This is a genomic window from Massilia luteola (assembly GCF_034420155.1).
GTDB lineage: Bacteria > Pseudomonadota > Gammaproteobacteria > Burkholderiales > Burkholderiaceae_D > Telluria > Telluria luteola.
Genome location: NZ_JAXOFN010000045.1, coordinates 1 through 15184, shown reverse-complemented (window position 1 = coordinate 15184; position 15184 = coordinate 1). Strand labels below are relative to the sequence as shown.

The following is a 15184-nucleotide window of genomic DNA, read 5'->3' as shown; positions in this document are numbered from 1 at the left end:
GGGCCGCGGTTTCGCTTGCAGGCGAAACCCTTCGAGCCCAAAACCGTGCCTCCCGCAGGGGAGGCACTTTTTATGGGAGATGAATTCTGGCGGAGCGGACGGGGCTCGAACCCGCGACCCCCGGCGTGACAGGCCGGTATTCTAACCAACTGAACTACCGCTCCAGCTTTCCTGCTGTCTCGCTCATGTGACGCTTGTCATCGCGCCGCGAGTGTTCCTCATTTCCTGCTGCGGCGGGCAAACGCGCAGCGTGGACAAGAGTCTGTCTTATCCGTTACGTCAGGCATCGGGGATACCACAACAGGCGGGAATGGGAACAAATCCTGGTGCCCTTGACGTGGATTGAACACGTGGCCTCTCCCTTACCAAGGGAGTGCTCTACCACTGAGCTACAAGGGCAAACAACGTTTGTGGCGCTGTTGAGACGCCACAAAAATTCAATGCGAGCGGATCATAGTGCCAAAAGCCTGTTCGGTCAAGACTTCCAGCAACAAAGAGTGCTCGATGCGGCCATCGATGATGTGCACGGTATTCACGCCCGACTTGGCGGCGTCCAGGGCCGACGAGATCTTCGGCAGCATGCCGCCGGAAATCGTGCCGTCCGCGAACATCTCGTCGATCTCGCGCGCCGACAGGTCCGTCACCAGGTTGCCCTGCTTGTCCTGCACGCCGGCGATGTTGGTCATCATGATCAGCTTTTCGGCCTTCAGGATTTCCGCGATCTTGCCGGCGACGACGTCGGCGTTGATGTTGTACGCCTGGCCGTCCTGGCCGAAGCCGATCGGCGAAATGATCGGGATGAAGGCGTCGTCCTGCAGCGCTTTCACGACGGCCGGATTGATCGCCTCGATGTCGCCGACGAAGCCGATGTCGAGGAACTCGCCCGGTTTGTCCTTGTCCGGCATCGCCATCTTGCGTGCACGGATCAGGCCGCCATCCTTGCCGGTCAGGCCCACGGCCTGGCCGCCGTAGTGGTTGATCAGCATGACGATGTCCTGCTGGACTTCGCCGCCCAGCACCCACTCCACCACTTCCATGGTTTCTTCGTCGGTGATGCGCATGCCTTGCACGAAGGTGCCCTGCTTGCCGATCTTCTTGAGCGCGTTGTCGATCTGCGGACCGCCGCCGTGCACCACGACCGGGTTCATGCCGACCAGTTTCAGCAGGATGACGTCGCGCGCGAAGCCGTGCTTCAGGCGTTCTTCGGTCATCGCATTGCCGCCGTATTTGATGACGATGGTCTTGCCGTGGAAATTACGGATGTAGGGGAGTGCTTCGGCCAGGATCTGCGCCTTGATCTGCGGCGAGACCGCAGTCAGGTCGTTATTCTGGTCGTCGCCCGTCATCGAGGTCAGCGTAGCGTTCATTAGGGGTCCGAAAAAGAATTTGCGAGATTTTACAGGCATTAGCCTGCCGCAGTGATCATTTTAGAAGCTCCATGTTGTATTTTCTGGCGCCCGCCGTTAAGGTGCCTTACATATGGATACACGACGGTAATCTTTCACATGAGTACCTGTACCCGCTGCGGCGCCGAATTCGGTTGCGCGATGGTCGATGGCAACGACGGCGCACCGTGCTGGTGCACGCGCCTGCCGCCCGTCGCCGCGCTCCCGCCCGCGGGCGAAGCGGCCGGGTGCTGGTGTCCGGCCTGCCTCGAGCAGCATATCGCGCAACGGACAGCCAGGGCGCCGGATACGCCGCCGGCCACGTAACACACCGTCAGCGCGCGGTCCGGAAAAAACGCATCATTTCGCGGCTCGCGTTCGGCCCCCTGCCGTCTGTATAGCTGCCGCGCATGTCGCCGCCCGACCAGGCGTGGCCGGAACCGTGGATCACCCAGTGTTCCGCGTGGATACTGCCATCAGGCTTGCGGTGCACCGTGCGCGTATAGGCGTGGCCGTCCGGCACGGCACCGGGTTCGACGACGACGTCTTCCGACGGATGGCGTCGCCTTCGCTTGATCAGCTCGTCGCCATTGGCCGGGTGCACGGTCGTGTCGCGGTCGCCGTGGAACACGATGATCGGCAAGGATTTTCCCGGCTTGTGGTGCGTGCGGAAATCGCCTTTCATCGCGGCCATCGCCGAGGCCAGGTCGTGGGCGGCCGCGAACGGCAGGCCGGAGTGGACGCCGACGGCCGCATACAGGTCCGGATACAGCGTGCCCATGATGGCCGCCATCGCGCCGCCCGCGGACAGGCCCGCGACGAACACCTGGTTCGGATCGATCACGTAGCGCGCCATGATGTCCTGCGTGAGCCCGGCGATGATGGCGGGCTCGCCCTGGCCGCGCTGCTGGTCCGCCGCGCTGAACCAGTTCCAGCAGCGCGTGGCGTTGGCCTGCTGCGACTGGGCCGGATAGGCGACGAGGCAGCCGTATTCCTCGGCCAGCGCGTTCATGCCGGTGCCGAGCGCGAAGTCGTCGGGATGCTGCGAGCAGCCGTGCAGCATCACGAGCAGCGCCGACGGCTGGCCGGCATACGTGCTCGGAATATACAGCTTGTAGTCGCGGGTGCCTGCGTCGTTCGTATGGCTGGCGTCGACGAAGTGGCCGGGCAGGCCGATGGCCGCCGCGCCCGTCGACAGCGGCGGGAGGTTGAACGGGTTGGCGCTCTGGCCCAGGCGCGACAGGTCGGCCAGCATGTCGGAAAAGGCGTCGTAGGTCGATTGGTTCGAGGCGGGCGGCGCGACCGGCTCGACGCTGTTGACGGCCGCGGCCTGCATGGCGGTGGCGTTTTTGACGGATTCGCGGAGGACGGTGCGGGCAACGGCGGGGCCGCGGCGTATCAGGGATCGGGTCGCGGCACGCATTTGCGCCAGGAACTTGTGATTCAGGGTCATCGGCACTCCTTGTGGGGTGTGTCGGCAATGCCGCCGGCGCGTGGCTGAGGCATCGAGCGAGGGTTCAGTCTTGATGGCGAAGCTTGCGCGAACCTTACAGATGGGATAAGCGCAACGGACGAGTTCAGTCTACCCAGGCCGGCCCGCCGGTCAAGCGCGATTCGTCCGGATACGTTAATCTGCGCTCCATGTGTCCAATATTCCAACCCGGCATCTGTCTCGAGTGGCGCTCCCTGCCGTTCCACGATACCCCATTTTGTCCCGACCTGCCGGATGTGCTCGCCACCGGATATCTCGTCGGCAAGATTGCGCGGGTTGCGGCGTGAACGACGCAAGCGTGCCGCCGGAACGGCAAACGCCGGTCCCTTCTCCCTGCATCAACGTGTGCAAGATGTCGCCCGTCACGGGCTTGTGCGAAGGTTGTTTGCGCACGATCGACGAAATCGTCGCCTGGAGCCGCGCCGACGACGACTATAAACGCGCCGTGTGGGCAGAAATCCGCCGGCGTGAAGCGCACATCCCGTTCGATTGATGCCGACGTTGCCGCCAGCGGTCCGGGTGTTCGAGCGCGGCTGGCTGTCGTCCAACAACATCCTCATCACGGGACGGGACGGCGCCACGCTCGTCGACACGGGCTATGTGACGCACGCGGCGCAGACGCTGTCCCTCGTGCGCCACGCGCTGCAGGAGCGTCCGCTGGACCGCATCGTCAACACCCACCTGCATTCCGATCACTGCGGCGGCAACGCGGCCTTGCGCGACGCCTACCGCTGCCGCATTGCGATCCCGAGGGCGGAATGCGCGAAGGTCGACGCGTGGGACGAGGACGTGCTGAGTTTCCGCGCCACGGCCCAGCAGTGCCCGCGCTTTGCGTATGACGAGGCAATTCAACCCGGCCAGCGCCTGCGCATGGGCGACCTGGACTGGCAGGCGCTCGCGGCGCCCGGCCACGATCCGCACGCGCTGCTGCTGTGGTGCGAAGCGCAAGGCATCCTGATCTCCGGCGACGCCTTGTGGCGGAACGGCTTCGGCGTCGTGTTCCCGGAACTGGCCGGCGAACCCGGTTTTATCGACGTGCGCGCCACGCTGGACCTGATCGCGACGCTCGACGTTCGCGTCGTCATCCCCGGCCATGGCGCGCCGTTCGCCGACGTGGCGGCCGCGCTGGACCGCGCGTATTCGCGCCTGGATTACCTCGCGGCCGACCCGGTGCGCAATGCCGAGAACGCCGCCAGGGTGCTATTAAAATTTCTGCTGCTGGAACGGCGGCGCATTCCGCTGGCCGACGTCGAAACGTTGTGCGCCACGGTGCCGCTGCTCGTGCTGGCGCGCGAGCGCTTCTTGCACGGCAGCGGCGAAGACCTGGCGGACCGGCTCGTGCGCGCGCTCGTGAAAGCGGGTGCGGCGCGCGTCGAGGACGCTACACTCGTCGAACCCTGACGAAGAATTAGAGCCGGGTATCTAGCACGGTCGTGCTTTTTTAATCCATAATCGATGGGTCCGATCAACTATCGCGAGAAATCCATGGCGCTGCCTCCCGTCCTGCAAAACCTGTCCTTACCCGTCATCGCGTCGCCGATGTTCATCGCCAGCGGTCCCGCGCTGGTGGCCGCGCAGTGCAAGGCGGGCATCGTCGGTTCCTTTCCCGCGCTGAACGCGCGCCCGGCCGCGCAGCTCGACACGTGGCTGACGGACCTGCAAGCGGAGCTGGCCGACTACCAGGCCGCGCATCCGGACAAGAACGTCGGGCCGATCGCCGTCAACCAGATCGTGCACCAGTCGAACGACCGCCTGGAACACGACGTGGACGTGTGCGTGAAGCACCAGGTCCCGATCATCATCTCGTCGCTGCGCGCGCCGCCGAAGGAAATGCTGGATGCCGTGCATGCCTACGGCGGCATCGTGATGCACGACGTCGTCTCGATCCGCCACGCCGAAAAGGCGCTGGAAGCGGGCGTGGACGGCCTGATCCTCGTCGCGGCCGGCGCCGGCGGCCACGCGGGCGCGCTGTCGCCGTTCGCGCTGGTGGGCGAAGTGCGCAAGTTCTTCGACGGTCCCATCGCGCTGTCCGGCTCGATCGCCACCGGCGACGCCATCCTCGCCGCGCAGGCGATGGGCGCCGACTTCGCCTACATCGGCTCGCGCTGGCTGGCCACGCGCGAAGCGAACGTCACCGACGCCTACCGCGACGCGATCGTCGAGTCGACGGCGGCCGACGTCGTCTACACGAACCTGTTCACGGGCGTGCACGGCAATTACCTGAAAAAATCGATCGTGGCGGCGGGGCTGGACCCGGACAACCTGCCCGTGTCGGACAAGAGCAAGATGAGTTTCGGCTCGGGCAGCGCGAAGGCGTGGCGCGATATCTGGGGCGCGGGACAGGGCGTCGGCCTGATGGATGATGTGCCGACCGTGGCGGAGATGGTGGCGCGGTTGACGCAGCAGTACCAGGCGGCCAGGGAGAGATTGGGCGTGCGGGCCTGATAAAAGGCGCGGCGCGTTGGCGCTGGCACGTCGCCCCGCGCAGGCGGGGGCGACATGCTTGTGACGTTCAGCCGAGTATCTTGTCCGCGTCGCGGATCACCCACAGTCCCGGCAGATTGCGCCAGTACCCGTGCGCATCCATGCCGAAGCCGACGACGAACTGGTTCGGCACCGTCAGGCCGACGATGTCCGCCTGCACCGGTTTTACTTTACCCAGATCTTTGTCGGCAAAGACGGCCAGGATCACCTCGGCGGCGCCCATGTCGAGCAGGCGCTGCTTCACGTGGGCCAGCGTTTCGCCTTCGTCGAGGATGTCGTCGACGATGATGATCGTGCGGCCCGTGACGTCCTGGCGCGGGATCACTTTCCACACCACTTCGCCGCCGCGATCGAGGTCGCCGTAGCGGGTCACGTGGATGTAGTCGAATTCGAGGGGAAAGCTCAGCTGCGGCAGCAGGTTGCCGGTGAACACCACCGCGCCGCCCATGACGCCCAGCACGAGCGGGAAATCGCTCGCCTCGTCGTTGTCGAAACGCTGGTTCAGCACGTCGGCGACGTGGCGTACGGCCGCTTGCACCTGGTCCGCGCTGACGATTTCCTCGGCGTTGGCCAGCAGTGCGCGGGCGCGGTTGTAATGAAAGTCTTGCATGATATTTCAGGGTCGGTTGTAGGATTCGATGATCCTTGGGTAGGCGATTATCCGCCAGATTGCGTCCGCGCGCGATGCCGGTGCGGACGGCGTATCATACCGATTTGATAAACCGAACCTCCAATTGAGCTCCATGCCAGCACCTGACACCCCCGATGTGCGCGCCGCGCGCCTTGCCCAGCTGCGCGCCGCGATGGCGCGCCACCAGGTCGACGCCGTCATCGTGCCGTCCGCCGATCCGCACCTGTCCGAATACCTGCCCGGCCGTTGGAAAGGCCGCGAATGGCTGTCCGGGTTCACGGGCTCCGTCGGGACGTTCATCGCCACGCGGGACTTCGCCGGCGTCTGGACGGACGGCCGCTACTACACGCAGGCGGAGCAGGAACTGGGCGGCACGGAAATCCAGCTGATGAAGATCCCGTCCGGCGCCAGCCTGTTGCACATCGATTGGCTGGCCGCCAACCTCGACGAAGGCAACACCGTCGCCGTCGACGCGCGCGTGCTGGGCCTGGCCGTGGCGCGCCTGCTGGGCGATGCGCTCGCCGCGCGTGGCGTCAAACTGCGCACCGACCTCGACCTGCTGGACGAGATCTGGAGCGACCGCCCCGGCTTGCCGCCCGCGCCGGTGTACGAGCACGTGGCGCCATACGCGGTGCTCGCGTGCGCCGACAAGCTGCACGCTACGCGCAATGCGATGGCGAAGCTGGGCGGCGAGCGCCATGTCATCTCGACCCTCGACGACATCGCCTATCTGTTCAACCTGCGCGGCGCCGACGTCAGTTTCAATCCCGTGTTCCTCGCGCACGCGCTCGTCGAAGCGACGGGTGCCACGCTGTTCGTCGCCGACGGCAAGATCGACGCCGGCCTGCGCGCCCGGCTCGAGCAGGATGGCGTGCGCGTGGCCCCGTACGAACAGGCGCAGCGGGCGCTCGCCGCGCTGCCGGCCGACAGCTCGCTGTTGATCGACCCGCGCCGCATCACGGCCGGCATGCGCGCCGCCGTGCCGCAAGGCGTGCGCGTGGTGGAGGCGATCAACCCGACGACGTTCGCCAAATCGCGCAAGCTCGATGCCGAGATCGACCACGTGCGCGCCACGATGGAGCAGGACGGCGCGGCCCTGTGCGAATTCTTCGCCGGACTCGAAGCGACGCTGGCCGATGCGCAGCGCGCGCCGCTGAACGAAGTGCACATCGACGAACGGATCACGGCCGCGCGGGAGCAAAGGCCCGGCTTCGTCAGTCCCAGCTTCGGCACCATCGCCGGCTTCAACGCCAACGGCGCGATCATGCATTATCGCGCCGCACCGGAACACTGCGCGGTGATCGAAGGCGACGGCCTGCTCTTGATCGACTCCGGCGGCCAGTACCTGGGCGGTACGACCGACATCACGCGCGTCGTCCCCGTCGGCACGCCGTCCGCCGCGCAGAAACGCGATTTCACGCTGGTGCTGAAAGGGATGATCGCCCTGTCCGTCGCGCGCTTCCCGCGCGGGACGAAAGGTCCGATGCTCGACGCACTGGCGCGCGCCCCGATCTGGGCCGCCGGCATCGATTACGGCCACGGCACCGGCCACGGCGTCGGCTACTTCCTCAATGTGCACGAAGGCCCGCAGGTGATCTCGCCGTCCGCGCCGCCGGAGCCGCATACCGCCATCGAACCGGGCATGATCACGTCGAACGAACCGGGCATCTATCGCCCGGGACTGTGGGGCATCCGCATCGAGAACCTGGTGCTGGCGCGCGTGGCCGACAGTGGCGTCGATGGTCAATTTGGTGAATTCCTCGACTTCGAAACGCTAACCCTGTGCCCGATCGACACGCGCTGCATCGACCTCTCGCTGATGCGCGGCGACGAGGTCGCGTGGCTGAACGATTACCACCGCAGCGTGCGCGCGCGCCTGCTGCCGCACGTGAGCGGCGCCGCGCGCGACTGGCTCGAACTGCGCACCAAGGAGATCTGACATGGCGAGCGCACGTTCCACCCGCGCCAGCGCCGCCGTCGAGCGGCTCAAACGACGCACCGGCGTGACCTCGTATTCGATGGCGCGCACCGGCAACGGTCATTTCTTTTTGTCCGAGAAACCGGGCGCGCCGCCGCTGTGCGCGCCGCTCGAGCTGGACGACTTCGTGGCGTTCGTCAACGGCCTCGGCCCGCAAGAGGTAAAACGCGTCAGCAAGCACGACGTCGAATTCGAAAAACAGCTGGTCAGGAAAAAGCCTTGACGGGCCCCGTATCGAATGACCTGGGCCTGACCTTGCCCGACCTGGTCGGGGCCTACTGGTCGCAGGCGGAACTGGCCACGAACGGCCTGATCCTGCTGAACGTGTTCGGCGCGCTGCTGCTGGGCCTCATGGTCGGCTATGAGCGTTCCTATCACGGCCGCGCGGCCGGCATGCGCACGTATGGCCTCGTGTGCATGGCGTCGTGCGCGCTGACGATCGTCGCCGGCTATCCGAGCCACTGGTTCGGCGGGCACGGTTCGTCCGTCGCGCTGGTCGATCCCACGCGCGTGGTCCAGGGCGTCGTGACCGGCATCGGCTTCCTCGGCGCCGGCGTGATCATGCGCTCGGGCTTCAACATCAGCGGCCTGACGACGGCGGCGTCGATCTGGTCGTCGTCCGTGATCGGCATCCTCGTCGGCCTCGGTTTCTACATGGCCGCGATGGGCCTGGCGTTTTTCTCCGCGATGATCATGATCTACCTGAACAAGGCGATCGGACTGCTGCCTTCGCGCCATGCGGTGGCCGTCACGCTGCACTTCAAGCCCGGCGTCTATCCGCAGGAAGAGACGCTGCGCCAGGCGGCGCTGGACCGCGGCTACGAAATCGCCGGCGGCTCGCTGACGATCTCCAGCGAGAAGGGCTGCCAGGAATGGCATTTCGTCGCGCTGGAACTGGCCGGCAAGCCGGGCGCGCCGCTGTCGCTGCTCGCCAGCGAACTGGCGACGTTCGAGGGCGTGGACGGCTTCCAGCTTTCGCACGCACGCAACTGACAAGGACATGCAAAGGAACACGATGACAGCCCAGGACGTTCTCGATTTCTGGTTCGGCGCCCCCGGCAGCCCGGAGGCGGGCCGGCCGCGCCGCGAATGGTTCATCAAGCAGGACGAATTCGACGACACCATCCGCACGCGCTTCGGCGCGACGATCGCCCAGGCGCTGGCCGGCGGCCTGCGCGAATGGGACGCACAGGGGCCGCAAGGCCAGTTGGCGCGCATCCTCGTGCTCGACCAGTTCACCCGCAATGCGCATCGCAATACGCCGTTGTCGTTCGCCGGCGATTCGCTGGCGCTGGCGGCGGCGCGCGCGCTCGTCGACGGCGGCGCCGACCGCGCGCTCGCGCCGCTGCAGCGCGCCTTCGCCTACATGCCGTTCGAGCACGCCGAGGACGCCTCCATGCAGGAGCGCGCCGTCGAACTGTTCGGCGTGCTGGCCGCCGAACAGCCGGGCTTCGACGAGATGCTCGATTACGCGCACCGCCACCGCGGCGTGATCGCGCGCTTCGGCCGCTTCCCGCACCGTAACGAGATCCTCGGGCGCGCCTCGACGCCGGAAGAAGTGGAATTCCTGCGCCAGCCGGGTTCGCGCTTCTGATGCTGCCAACCCTGAACATCGTCGGCGCCGGCCACGTGGGGCGCGCCCTCGGCCGCCTGTTCGCGGGGCGCGGCGTGTTCGCTGTCCAGGACATCAAAACGCGCGGCAGCGACAGCGCGCGCGCGGCCGCCGCGTTCATCGGTGCCGGTACGCCGGTCGCCGGCGCGTTGCGGCCGGCCGACGTGTGGATGCTGGCCGTGGCGGACGACGCGATCGCCGACGTCGCCGCCGCACTGGCGCAATCGGCGTCGCTGGCAGGGGCGGTCGTGTTCCACTGCAGCGGCGCGAAGGCATCGAACGAACTGGATGCGCTGCGCCGCGCGGGCGCCTCGGTCGCCAGCGTGCATCCGGTGCGCAGCTTCGCCGATCCGGCCGCCGTCGCGGCGGCGTTCGACGGCACGTTCTGCGGCGTGGAGGGCGATGCCGCCGCCTTGGCGGTGCTGCTGCCCGCGTTCGAGGCGATCGGCGCGCGGCCCGTGCGAATCGACTCGGCCGCCAAGACCGTTTATCACGCGGCCGCGGTGTTCGCGTCGAACTACCTCGTGACCGTCATGGATGCCGCGCTGCGCGCCTACCAGGCCGCCGGCATCCCGGCCGACGTGGCGCGCGAACTGGCGCGGCCCCTCGCCACCGAAACGTTGTCGAACGTGCTGAGGCTCGGGCCGGAAGCGGCGCTGTCCGGACCGATCGCGCGCGGCGACGCGGCGACGGTGGCGCGTCAGCATGCAGCGGTCGCGGCCTGGGACGGCCCGACGGGAGCGCTGTACGACGCGCTCGCCACGGCGACGTGGGACGTGGCGTGGCGCAAGCGTGCTTGTTAAATGAAGATTGGAGATGACATGGTATTGACCGCATGGGCGACGCTGGCCGCACTCGGCGTTTATTTCTGGACGGGCATCATGGCCGGCTGGGCGCGAAACAAATACCAGGTCCCGGCGCCGTCGATGGACGGTCCGCTGCCGTTCCAGGCCTTTCAACGGGTGCAGGCGAACACGCTGGAGCAGTTGCCGCTCGTGCTGGGCCCGTTGTGGCTGTGCGGCCACTACCTCGGCGACCGTTGGGCGGCCGCGGGCGGGCTGCTGTGGTGCGTCGGGCGGATCTTGTATGCGCTGGGGTATTACCGCGATCCGTCCAAGCGCGAGCTCGGCTTTATCGTCGGCATGGTCGCGTGCGGCGCGCTCGTCGCGGGCAGTGCGATCGGACTGTTGTCACAATAAGTTCACAGTGCGCTGTTGCAGTAGAGCAAAATCTCGAAAACCATTGGTCGACAAAGTTCCCATACTGCAATAAGCTGTGTCTGATTTCAATTTATTGAATGGCGGCCCGATCCGCCATGCGTGGAGGAAGACGGCATGCTGTTCCTGAAAAGCACCAGTGTCACCAAGGCACCCGGCATTTACGAAGTCGACGTGGCGGCCAAGCCGCCCGGCAAGACGTTTGGCGTATTCCTGGCCACCGACCCCGACAATCCGCCGCGGGCCGTGCTGACCGCCCTGGCCGAGCTCGGATTCGAGAACATCTACCAACAGAACTATATCCACAAGGATAAGGGCAAGGTGCTCGACATGCACTTCCAGAAGAATGGCACCGACCTCTTCAACGGCTGGAAGACGGACGAATGCGCCGCCAACCTGGCCGCGATCGACACCCTGTTCGGCAACGTCGGCATCAAGGTCGCGCCGCGCGTGATGAGCCTGGCCGAAGCCTACGCCTGATCCGGTTCACCCCTTCGCGTCGACGTGATCCACTTCGACGTGATACAGCGCCCACGGGCAGGCTGGAAAGCGCTGCGGCAACGGCAGCGCCGCCATCTCCGGGACCCGGTCGGCATCGTACACGGCCCATAGCGGCCCAAGGCCTCCCAGCGGCATCGGATTGCCGTCGATGTGCGTCGCGACGATGAAGCGCCGTGCGCGCGCCTGCGCGACCGGCAGTTCGACGTTGTAGCCGTCCACGGCGCGCAGCACCACGCTACCCTTGTCGTTCAATGTCGCCCCGACATGCGCCAGCACGTCCAGCAGCAGCGGGCCGCGCAGGGTATGCGGCTTGCCGTCGTATTCCAGCGTCGGGCGGATCGTCTGCGGCGGCAGGGCCAGCAGGCTGCCGTAATCGAAGGTCCACGCCTTGGTAAACGTGACCTGGTGCTTGTGCATCATCTGGTCCAGCGCCGGGTCGAGCGGACCGCGGTTGCTGCGCGCGATGGCGCCGGTGACCGTCAGCAGGGTGGGGCCGCGTTCGGACGGCCGTGCCGCCTGGCTGGCGATGGGAAAGGCGCCGGCGGCCGCCGCGGCGCCGAGGAACTGGCGTTTGTTCATGAGAAAATGCCTGGTCGATGGGATATCGCCATCATAGCAATATTGTCGAATGGATTTGTTTTCCACAGGTATAGAGCTGGTCGCTATCCCCATCGCGGATGGCGAACTGTCCATGCTGACCCAACTTCCCATGCCGATCGGCAATGCCGAGATCCTGGCGCGTCTCCTTGACGAAACGCCGTGGCGTGCCGACACCGTCGTTGTGTACGGCAAGCGCTACCTGCAGCCGCGCCTGACGGCCTGGTATGGCGAGGCGAGCTACACGTATTCCGGCCTGACCCTGCAACCGCTGCCGCTGACGCCGCTGCTGGCGCAGTTGCGCGCGGCGGTCGAGCACGTCACCGGACAGCGCTACAACAGCGTGTTGCTGAATTACTACCGCGACGGCGCCGACAGCATGGGCATGCACAGCGACGACGAGCCGGAGCTGGGCCCGCAACCGGTCATCGCCTCGCTCAGCTATGGCGCCACCCGCACGTTCCTCCTGCGCCATCGGCATACTAACCGCACCGTAAGACTCGACCTGACGGACGGCAGCCTGTTGTTGATGGCGGGGACGCTGCAGGCGCACTGGCAGCACGGCATCAACAAGACGGCCAAACTGGTTGGACCACGGCTCAACCTAACTTTTCGTTACGTGAGTTAAATTGGTTTTATCTAGGCTCAATTTTCTCTAAATAACTACTGAACTTAGGGTTATTAAGTTACATTCGATTACAAGTCTTACGAGTTCCGGACGGACTTCACCAATTTGCGCTGCTATCTTGACCACATCGCGATTCGCTGGAATTGCGAACCAGTCAAACAACGCAAAGGAATTCGCAATATGAAAAAGCTCATCGTTGCACTGATCGCAAGTACTGCCGCCATGGGCGCGGCCCAAGCCCAGACCACCCAACCGCACGCCTACGTCGGCGTCGGCATTGCCACGGCGGACCACGAGAATTCGTCGGTCGGCGGCTTGAGCAATGTCGACAGCGACGGCTACAAGGCGTCGGGCAAGATCTTCGGTGGCTATGAATTCGACCAGAACTGGGGCGTCGAAGCGGGTTACACCGACTTCCGCAACGCCGATTTCAATTACAGCGCCAACGGCACCAACGCGAGCGGCCGCACGAAGGGCTCCAGCTACTATGTCGCCGGCAAGTACAACATGCCTGTGAACGACCAGTTCGCCGTGTACGGCAAGCTGGGCCTGCAGCACAGCGAGCGCAAGCTGGAAAGCGCCGCCCTGAACCTCAAGGACACCGACACCGGTGCCTATGGCGCAGTCGGCCTGCAGTACAACCTCAACCAGCAGGTTGCACTGACCGCCGAGTATGAGCGCTACGGCAAGAGCAAGTCGTTCGGCGCCAAGGCCGACGCCTTGACCGTGGGTGCGCGCTACAGTTTCTAAGCGTCCCGGTTGACGTCGAGAAAAAAGGGCCTGCGGGCCCATTTTTTTTTGCTGTGCGCCCAGCATGGGCGCACTCTTGCGGGTGAAAGTCCCGCCGCAAGCTGACCACAGCGAGCGAAGTGAAGCGCAACTGCGGAAGAGTAATCGACCGTGGGGAGGAAGCGTGAATCGTAAATCATGAGCCGATGGACAAGAATCGCATAGAAGGCGCTGCCGAGCAGGGCGAGCGGGCGACAAACCGCGAAGCTCTTGTGGTCGAGGCGAAGCGGCGTAGATGCGGCGGTTGTGTGATGAAGGAGTGCGGCCCTTACCTGGGGACGCCCCGCCTCACGCCTGAAAGGGCGGCGGCGCTGCCGTAGCGGGGTCTCAGCAGAGGTCATAGTAGTTGGCGGTAGCGCCGGGAAGGCTCGACCCCGCCGACGAAGGACCGAACGAGTAGGAGTGTTGTCCGGCATGTCGATGCGACAGGCAATGCGTCAGATGCCCGCCAAGGCGGGGCGGGAGGCCGTAGGTCAGGGTGAAGCCTTGGCTGAAATCTCCAGCGACGAAGCCTGTCGCCCGCGACATGCGTCAGGAGACGCGGGATCAATGCTGCTGCATGCAGCGTTGAGAAGGGAAAACCTGCTGCAAGCGTTCAAGCGTGTGCGCGCCAACAAGGGCGCAGCCGGGGTGGATGGTCGGGACATCGACGAAACCTCGCGCTACCTGGCCGTGGCCTGGCCGGGGATACGCGAACAATTGTTGGCGGGGACGTACCGGCCCAGCCCGGTACGCAGGGTAACGATTCCGAAGCCCGACGGTGGCGAGCGCGAGCTTGGCATCCCGACGGTGACGGATCGGCTGATCCAGCAGGCACTGCTCCAAGTGCTGCAACCGATTCTTGACCCCACATTTAGCGAGCACAGCTACGGCTTCCGCCCAGGCCGGCGTGCGCAGGACGCGGTACTTGCCGCCCGAGCGTACGTCCAGTCGGGGCGGCGGATCGTGGTGGATGTGGACCTGTCGAAATTCTTCGACAGGGTCAACCATGACATCCTGATCGACCGCTTACGGAAACGCATCGACGACGCTGGCGTGATCCGGCTGGTGCGCGCCTATCTGAACAGCGGCATCATGGACCATGGCGTGGTGCAGTCTCGGCATGAAGGCACGCCGCAAGGCGGTCCGCTCTCGCCCTTGCTGGCCAATGTCCTGCTCGATGAAGTGGACAAGGAATTGGAACGACGCGGCCATTGCTTTGCGCGCTACGCCGATGATGCGAACGTGTACGTTCGCAGCAAGCGTGCGGGCGAGCGGGTGATGGTGCTGTTGCGCCGCCTCTATGCCAAGTTGCACCTCGTGGTCAACGAAACCAAAAGCGCGGTCGGCAGCACCTTCGGTCGCAAGTTCCTCGGTTACAGCCTGTGGGTGGGAAGGGGGAGGGTGGTGAAATTGAAGGTCGCGGAGAAGCCGCTGGCAACATTCAAGCAACGCATCCGCGAACTGACAAGACGCTCTGGCGGCCGCAGCATGCTCCAGATCGTCGAGAGGCTGCGCTCCTACATGCTTGGCTGGAAAGGGTACTTCAAATATGCCGAAACCCCGAAGATATGGAGACAACTCGACGAATGGCTGCGTCACAGGCTCCGGGCGATCCAGCTCAAGCACTGGAAACGCGGGACGACCATGTATCGGGAACTGCTTCGACTCGGGGCAATGCCTGCTGTTGCCGAGCAGGTTGCGGCAAATAGCCGTCGCTGGTGGCGCAACGCCGACCGGCTGTTGAAGTCAGTCCTTACGGTTGCCTACTTCGACCGGTCGGGAGTACCACGCTTGTCCTGACCTCAACTACTCGAACCGCCCGGTGCGGACCCGCATGCCGGGTGGTGTGGCAGGGGCGCAGCTAACATTAGCTGCCCCCTATGCCGAT

The 15184-nt window shown here is 65.3% G+C and carries 18 protein-coding genes and 2 tRNA genes; 14 read left to right on the top strand and 6 right to left on the bottom strand.

Annotated elements, in window-relative coordinates; translation table 11 throughout:
- Nucleotides 1-87: 87 nt before the first annotated feature.
- The 3 genes from U9J41_RS27140 to argB all read right to left on the bottom strand — a co-directional run bounded on the left by U9J41_RS27140 (nt 88) and on the right by argB (nt 1346).
- Nucleotides 88-164 (bottom strand) — tRNA-Asp (locus U9J41_RS27140).
- 160 nt (nt 165-324) lie between these two features.
- Nucleotides 325-399: transfer RNA gene (locus U9J41_RS27135), tRNA-Thr, on the bottom strand.
- Nucleotides 400-437: 38 nt separating this feature from the next.
- Nucleotides 438-1346, bottom strand: a complete 909-nt coding sequence (gene argB / locus U9J41_RS27130) for an acetylglutamate kinase (RefSeq protein ID WP_056437493.1) — start codon at nt 1344-1346, stop codon at nt 438-440.
- 159 nt (nt 1347-1505) lie between these two features.
- Between argB and U9J41_RS27125 the strand changes: the two genes are divergently transcribed.
- On the top strand, nt 1506-1712 hold the full coding sequence (locus tag U9J41_RS27125) for a cysteine-rich CWC family protein (protein ID WP_322405284.1): 207 nt from the start codon (nt 1506-1508) through the stop codon (nt 1710-1712).
- A gap of 7 nt (nt 1713-1719) precedes the next feature.
- Here the strand turns inward: U9J41_RS27125 and U9J41_RS27120 are convergent, their stop codons facing one another.
- Nucleotides 1720-2838: an extracellular catalytic domain type 1 short-chain-length polyhydroxyalkanoate depolymerase gene (locus tag U9J41_RS27120; protein WP_322405283.1), complete on the bottom strand. Its 1119-nt coding sequence runs from the start codon at nt 2836-2838 to the stop codon at nt 1720-1722.
- A gap of 322 nt (nt 2839-3160) precedes the next feature.
- Here U9J41_RS27120 and U9J41_RS27115 point away from each other — a divergent pair, with 322 nt between their 5' ends.
- The 3 genes from U9J41_RS27115 to U9J41_RS27105 all read left to right on the top strand — a co-directional run bounded on the left by U9J41_RS27115 (nt 3161) and on the right by U9J41_RS27105 (nt 5322).
- The gene (locus U9J41_RS27115) at nt 3161-3370 is read left to right on the top strand and encodes a DUF1289 domain-containing protein (RefSeq protein WP_322405282.1); all 210 of its coding nucleotides are present in this window, start codon (nt 3161-3163) and stop codon (nt 3368-3370) included.
- On the top strand, nt 3370-4278 hold the full coding sequence (locus U9J41_RS27110) for an MBL fold metallo-hydrolase (protein WP_322405281.1): 909 nt from the start codon (nt 3370-3372) through the stop codon (nt 4276-4278). Before U9J41_RS27115 ends, U9J41_RS27110 begins: the two co-directional genes overlap by 1 nt.
- 84 nt (nt 4279-4362) lie before the next feature.
- Nucleotides 4363-5322, top strand: a complete 960-nt coding sequence (locus U9J41_RS27105) for an NAD(P)H-dependent flavin oxidoreductase (RefSeq protein ID WP_322405280.1) — start codon at nt 4363-4365, stop codon at nt 5320-5322.
- 67 nt (nt 5323-5389) lie between these two features.
- Here U9J41_RS27105 and U9J41_RS27100 read toward each other — a convergent pair whose 3' ends face one another.
- A complete protein-coding gene (locus U9J41_RS27100; RefSeq protein ID WP_322405279.1) occupies nt 5390-5971 on the bottom strand; it encodes a hypoxanthine-guanine phosphoribosyltransferase in 582 nt (193 codons plus the stop codon).
- A 133-nt stretch (nt 5972-6104) separates the two neighbouring features.
- Between U9J41_RS27100 and U9J41_RS27095 the strand changes: the two genes are divergently transcribed.
- From U9J41_RS27095 to U9J41_RS27065, 7 genes are all read left to right on the top strand, one after another.
- Nucleotides 6105-7931 (top strand): aminopeptidase P family protein, encoded by a 1827-nt coding sequence (locus U9J41_RS27095; RefSeq protein WP_322405278.1) that lies wholly within the window; start codon nt 6105-6107, stop codon nt 7929-7931.
- Between the two features lies 1 nt (nt 7932).
- A complete protein-coding gene (locus tag U9J41_RS27090) occupies nt 7933-8193 on the top strand; it encodes a hypothetical protein (protein ID WP_322405277.1) in 261 nt (86 codons plus the stop codon).
- A complete protein-coding gene (locus tag U9J41_RS27085) occupies nt 8190-8963 on the top strand; it encodes an MgtC/SapB family protein (RefSeq protein ID WP_425261198.1) in 774 nt (257 codons plus the stop codon). Before U9J41_RS27090 ends, U9J41_RS27085 begins: the two co-directional genes overlap by 4 nt.
- A gap of 22 nt (nt 8964-8985) precedes the next feature.
- Nucleotides 8986-9564, top strand: coding sequence for a DUF924 family protein (locus U9J41_RS27080; RefSeq protein ID WP_322405276.1), 579 nt, complete (start codon nt 8986-8988; stop codon nt 9562-9564).
- Nucleotides 9564-10385, top strand: coding sequence for a Rossmann-like and DUF2520 domain-containing protein (locus U9J41_RS27075; RefSeq protein ID WP_322405275.1), 822 nt, complete (start codon nt 9564-9566; stop codon nt 10383-10385). The genes U9J41_RS27080 and U9J41_RS27075 overlap by 1 nt, the downstream gene beginning before the upstream one ends.
- 18 nt (nt 10386-10403) lie before the next feature.
- Nucleotides 10404-10781: an MAPEG family protein gene (locus U9J41_RS27070; RefSeq protein WP_322405274.1), complete on the top strand. Its 378-nt coding sequence runs from the start codon at nt 10404-10406 to the stop codon at nt 10779-10781.
- A 135-nt stretch (nt 10782-10916) separates the two neighbouring features.
- On the top strand, nt 10917-11279 hold the full coding sequence (locus tag U9J41_RS27065) for a hypothetical protein (RefSeq protein ID WP_322405273.1): 363 nt from the start codon (nt 10917-10919) through the stop codon (nt 11277-11279).
- Between the two features lie 6 nt (nt 11280-11285).
- Here U9J41_RS27065 and U9J41_RS27060 read toward each other — a convergent pair whose 3' ends face one another.
- Nucleotides 11286-11879, bottom strand: coding sequence for a putative pterin-binding protein (locus U9J41_RS27060; RefSeq protein ID WP_322405272.1), 594 nt, complete (start codon nt 11877-11879; stop codon nt 11286-11288).
- 112 nt (nt 11880-11991) lie between these two features.
- Between U9J41_RS27060 and U9J41_RS27055 the strand changes: the two genes are divergently transcribed.
- The 3 genes from U9J41_RS27055 (at nt 11992) to ltrA (ending at nt 15096) form a co-directional block, all read left to right on the top strand.
- On the top strand, nt 11992-12525 hold the full coding sequence (locus U9J41_RS27055; protein WP_322405271.1) for an alpha-ketoglutarate-dependent dioxygenase AlkB family protein: 534 nt from the start codon (nt 11992-11994) through the stop codon (nt 12523-12525).
- Nucleotides 12526-12705: 180 nt separating this feature from the next.
- Nucleotides 12706-13275 carry a porin family protein gene (locus U9J41_RS27050; protein ID WP_322405270.1) on the top strand — a complete coding sequence of 190 codons (570 nt, stop codon included), beginning with the start codon at nt 12706-12708 and terminating at the stop codon, nt 13273-13275.
- 453 nt (nt 13276-13728) lie between these two features.
- A complete protein-coding gene (gene ltrA / locus U9J41_RS27045; protein ID WP_322401867.1) occupies nt 13729-15096 on the top strand; it encodes a group II intron reverse transcriptase/maturase in 1368 nt (455 codons plus the stop codon).
- Nucleotides 15097-15184 lie beyond the last annotated feature (88 nt).

What these genes read in the sequence shown, in the direction of transcription:
- argB (WP_056437493.1), bottom strand. Translation starts at nt 1,346, where the DNA reads ATGACGGGCGACGACCAGAATAACGACCTGACTGCGGTCTCGCCGCAG.
- U9J41_RS27125 (WP_322405284.1), top strand. Translation starts at nt 1,506, where the DNA reads ATGAGTACCTGTACCCGCTGCGGCGCCGAATTCGGTTGCGCGATGGTC.
- U9J41_RS27120 (WP_322405283.1), bottom strand. Translation starts at nt 2,838, where the DNA reads ATGACCCTGAATCACAAGTTCCTGGCGCAAATGCGTGCCGCGACCCGA.
- U9J41_RS27110 (WP_322405281.1), top strand. Translation starts at nt 3,370, where the DNA reads ATGCCGACGTTGCCGCCAGCGGTCCGGGTGTTCGAGCGCGGCTGGCTG.
- U9J41_RS27105 (WP_322405280.1), top strand. Translation starts at nt 4,363, where the DNA reads ATGGCGCTGCCTCCCGTCCTGCAAAACCTGTCCTTACCCGTCATCGCG.
- U9J41_RS27100 (WP_322405279.1), bottom strand. Translation starts at nt 5,971, where the DNA reads ATGCAAGACTTTCATTACAACCGCGCCCGCGCACTGCTGGCCAACGCC.
- U9J41_RS27095 (WP_322405278.1), top strand. Translation starts at nt 6,105, where the DNA reads ATGCCAGCACCTGACACCCCCGATGTGCGCGCCGCGCGCCTTGCCCAG.
- U9J41_RS27090 (WP_322405277.1), top strand. Translation starts at nt 7,933, where the DNA reads ATGGCGAGCGCACGTTCCACCCGCGCCAGCGCCGCCGTCGAGCGGCTC.
- U9J41_RS27080 (WP_322405276.1), top strand. Translation starts at nt 8,986, where the DNA reads ATGACAGCCCAGGACGTTCTCGATTTCTGGTTCGGCGCCCCCGGCAGC.
- U9J41_RS27075 (WP_322405275.1), top strand. Translation starts at nt 9,564, where the DNA reads ATGCTGCCAACCCTGAACATCGTCGGCGCCGGCCACGTGGGGCGCGCC.
- U9J41_RS27070 (WP_322405274.1), top strand. Translation starts at nt 10,404, where the DNA reads ATGGTATTGACCGCATGGGCGACGCTGGCCGCACTCGGCGTTTATTTC.
- U9J41_RS27065 (WP_322405273.1), top strand. Translation starts at nt 10,917, where the DNA reads ATGCTGTTCCTGAAAAGCACCAGTGTCACCAAGGCACCCGGCATTTAC.
- U9J41_RS27060 (WP_322405272.1), bottom strand. Translation starts at nt 11,879, where the DNA reads ATGAACAAACGCCAGTTCCTCGGCGCCGCGGCGGCCGCCGGCGCCTTT.
- U9J41_RS27055 (WP_322405271.1), top strand. Translation starts at nt 11,992, where the DNA reads ATGCTGACCCAACTTCCCATGCCGATCGGCAATGCCGAGATCCTGGCG.
- U9J41_RS27050 (WP_322405270.1), top strand. Translation starts at nt 12,706, where the DNA reads ATGAAAAAGCTCATCGTTGCACTGATCGCAAGTACTGCCGCCATGGGC.
- ltrA (WP_322401867.1), top strand. Translation starts at nt 13,729, where the DNA reads ATGTCGATGCGACAGGCAATGCGTCAGATGCCCGCCAAGGCGGGGCGG.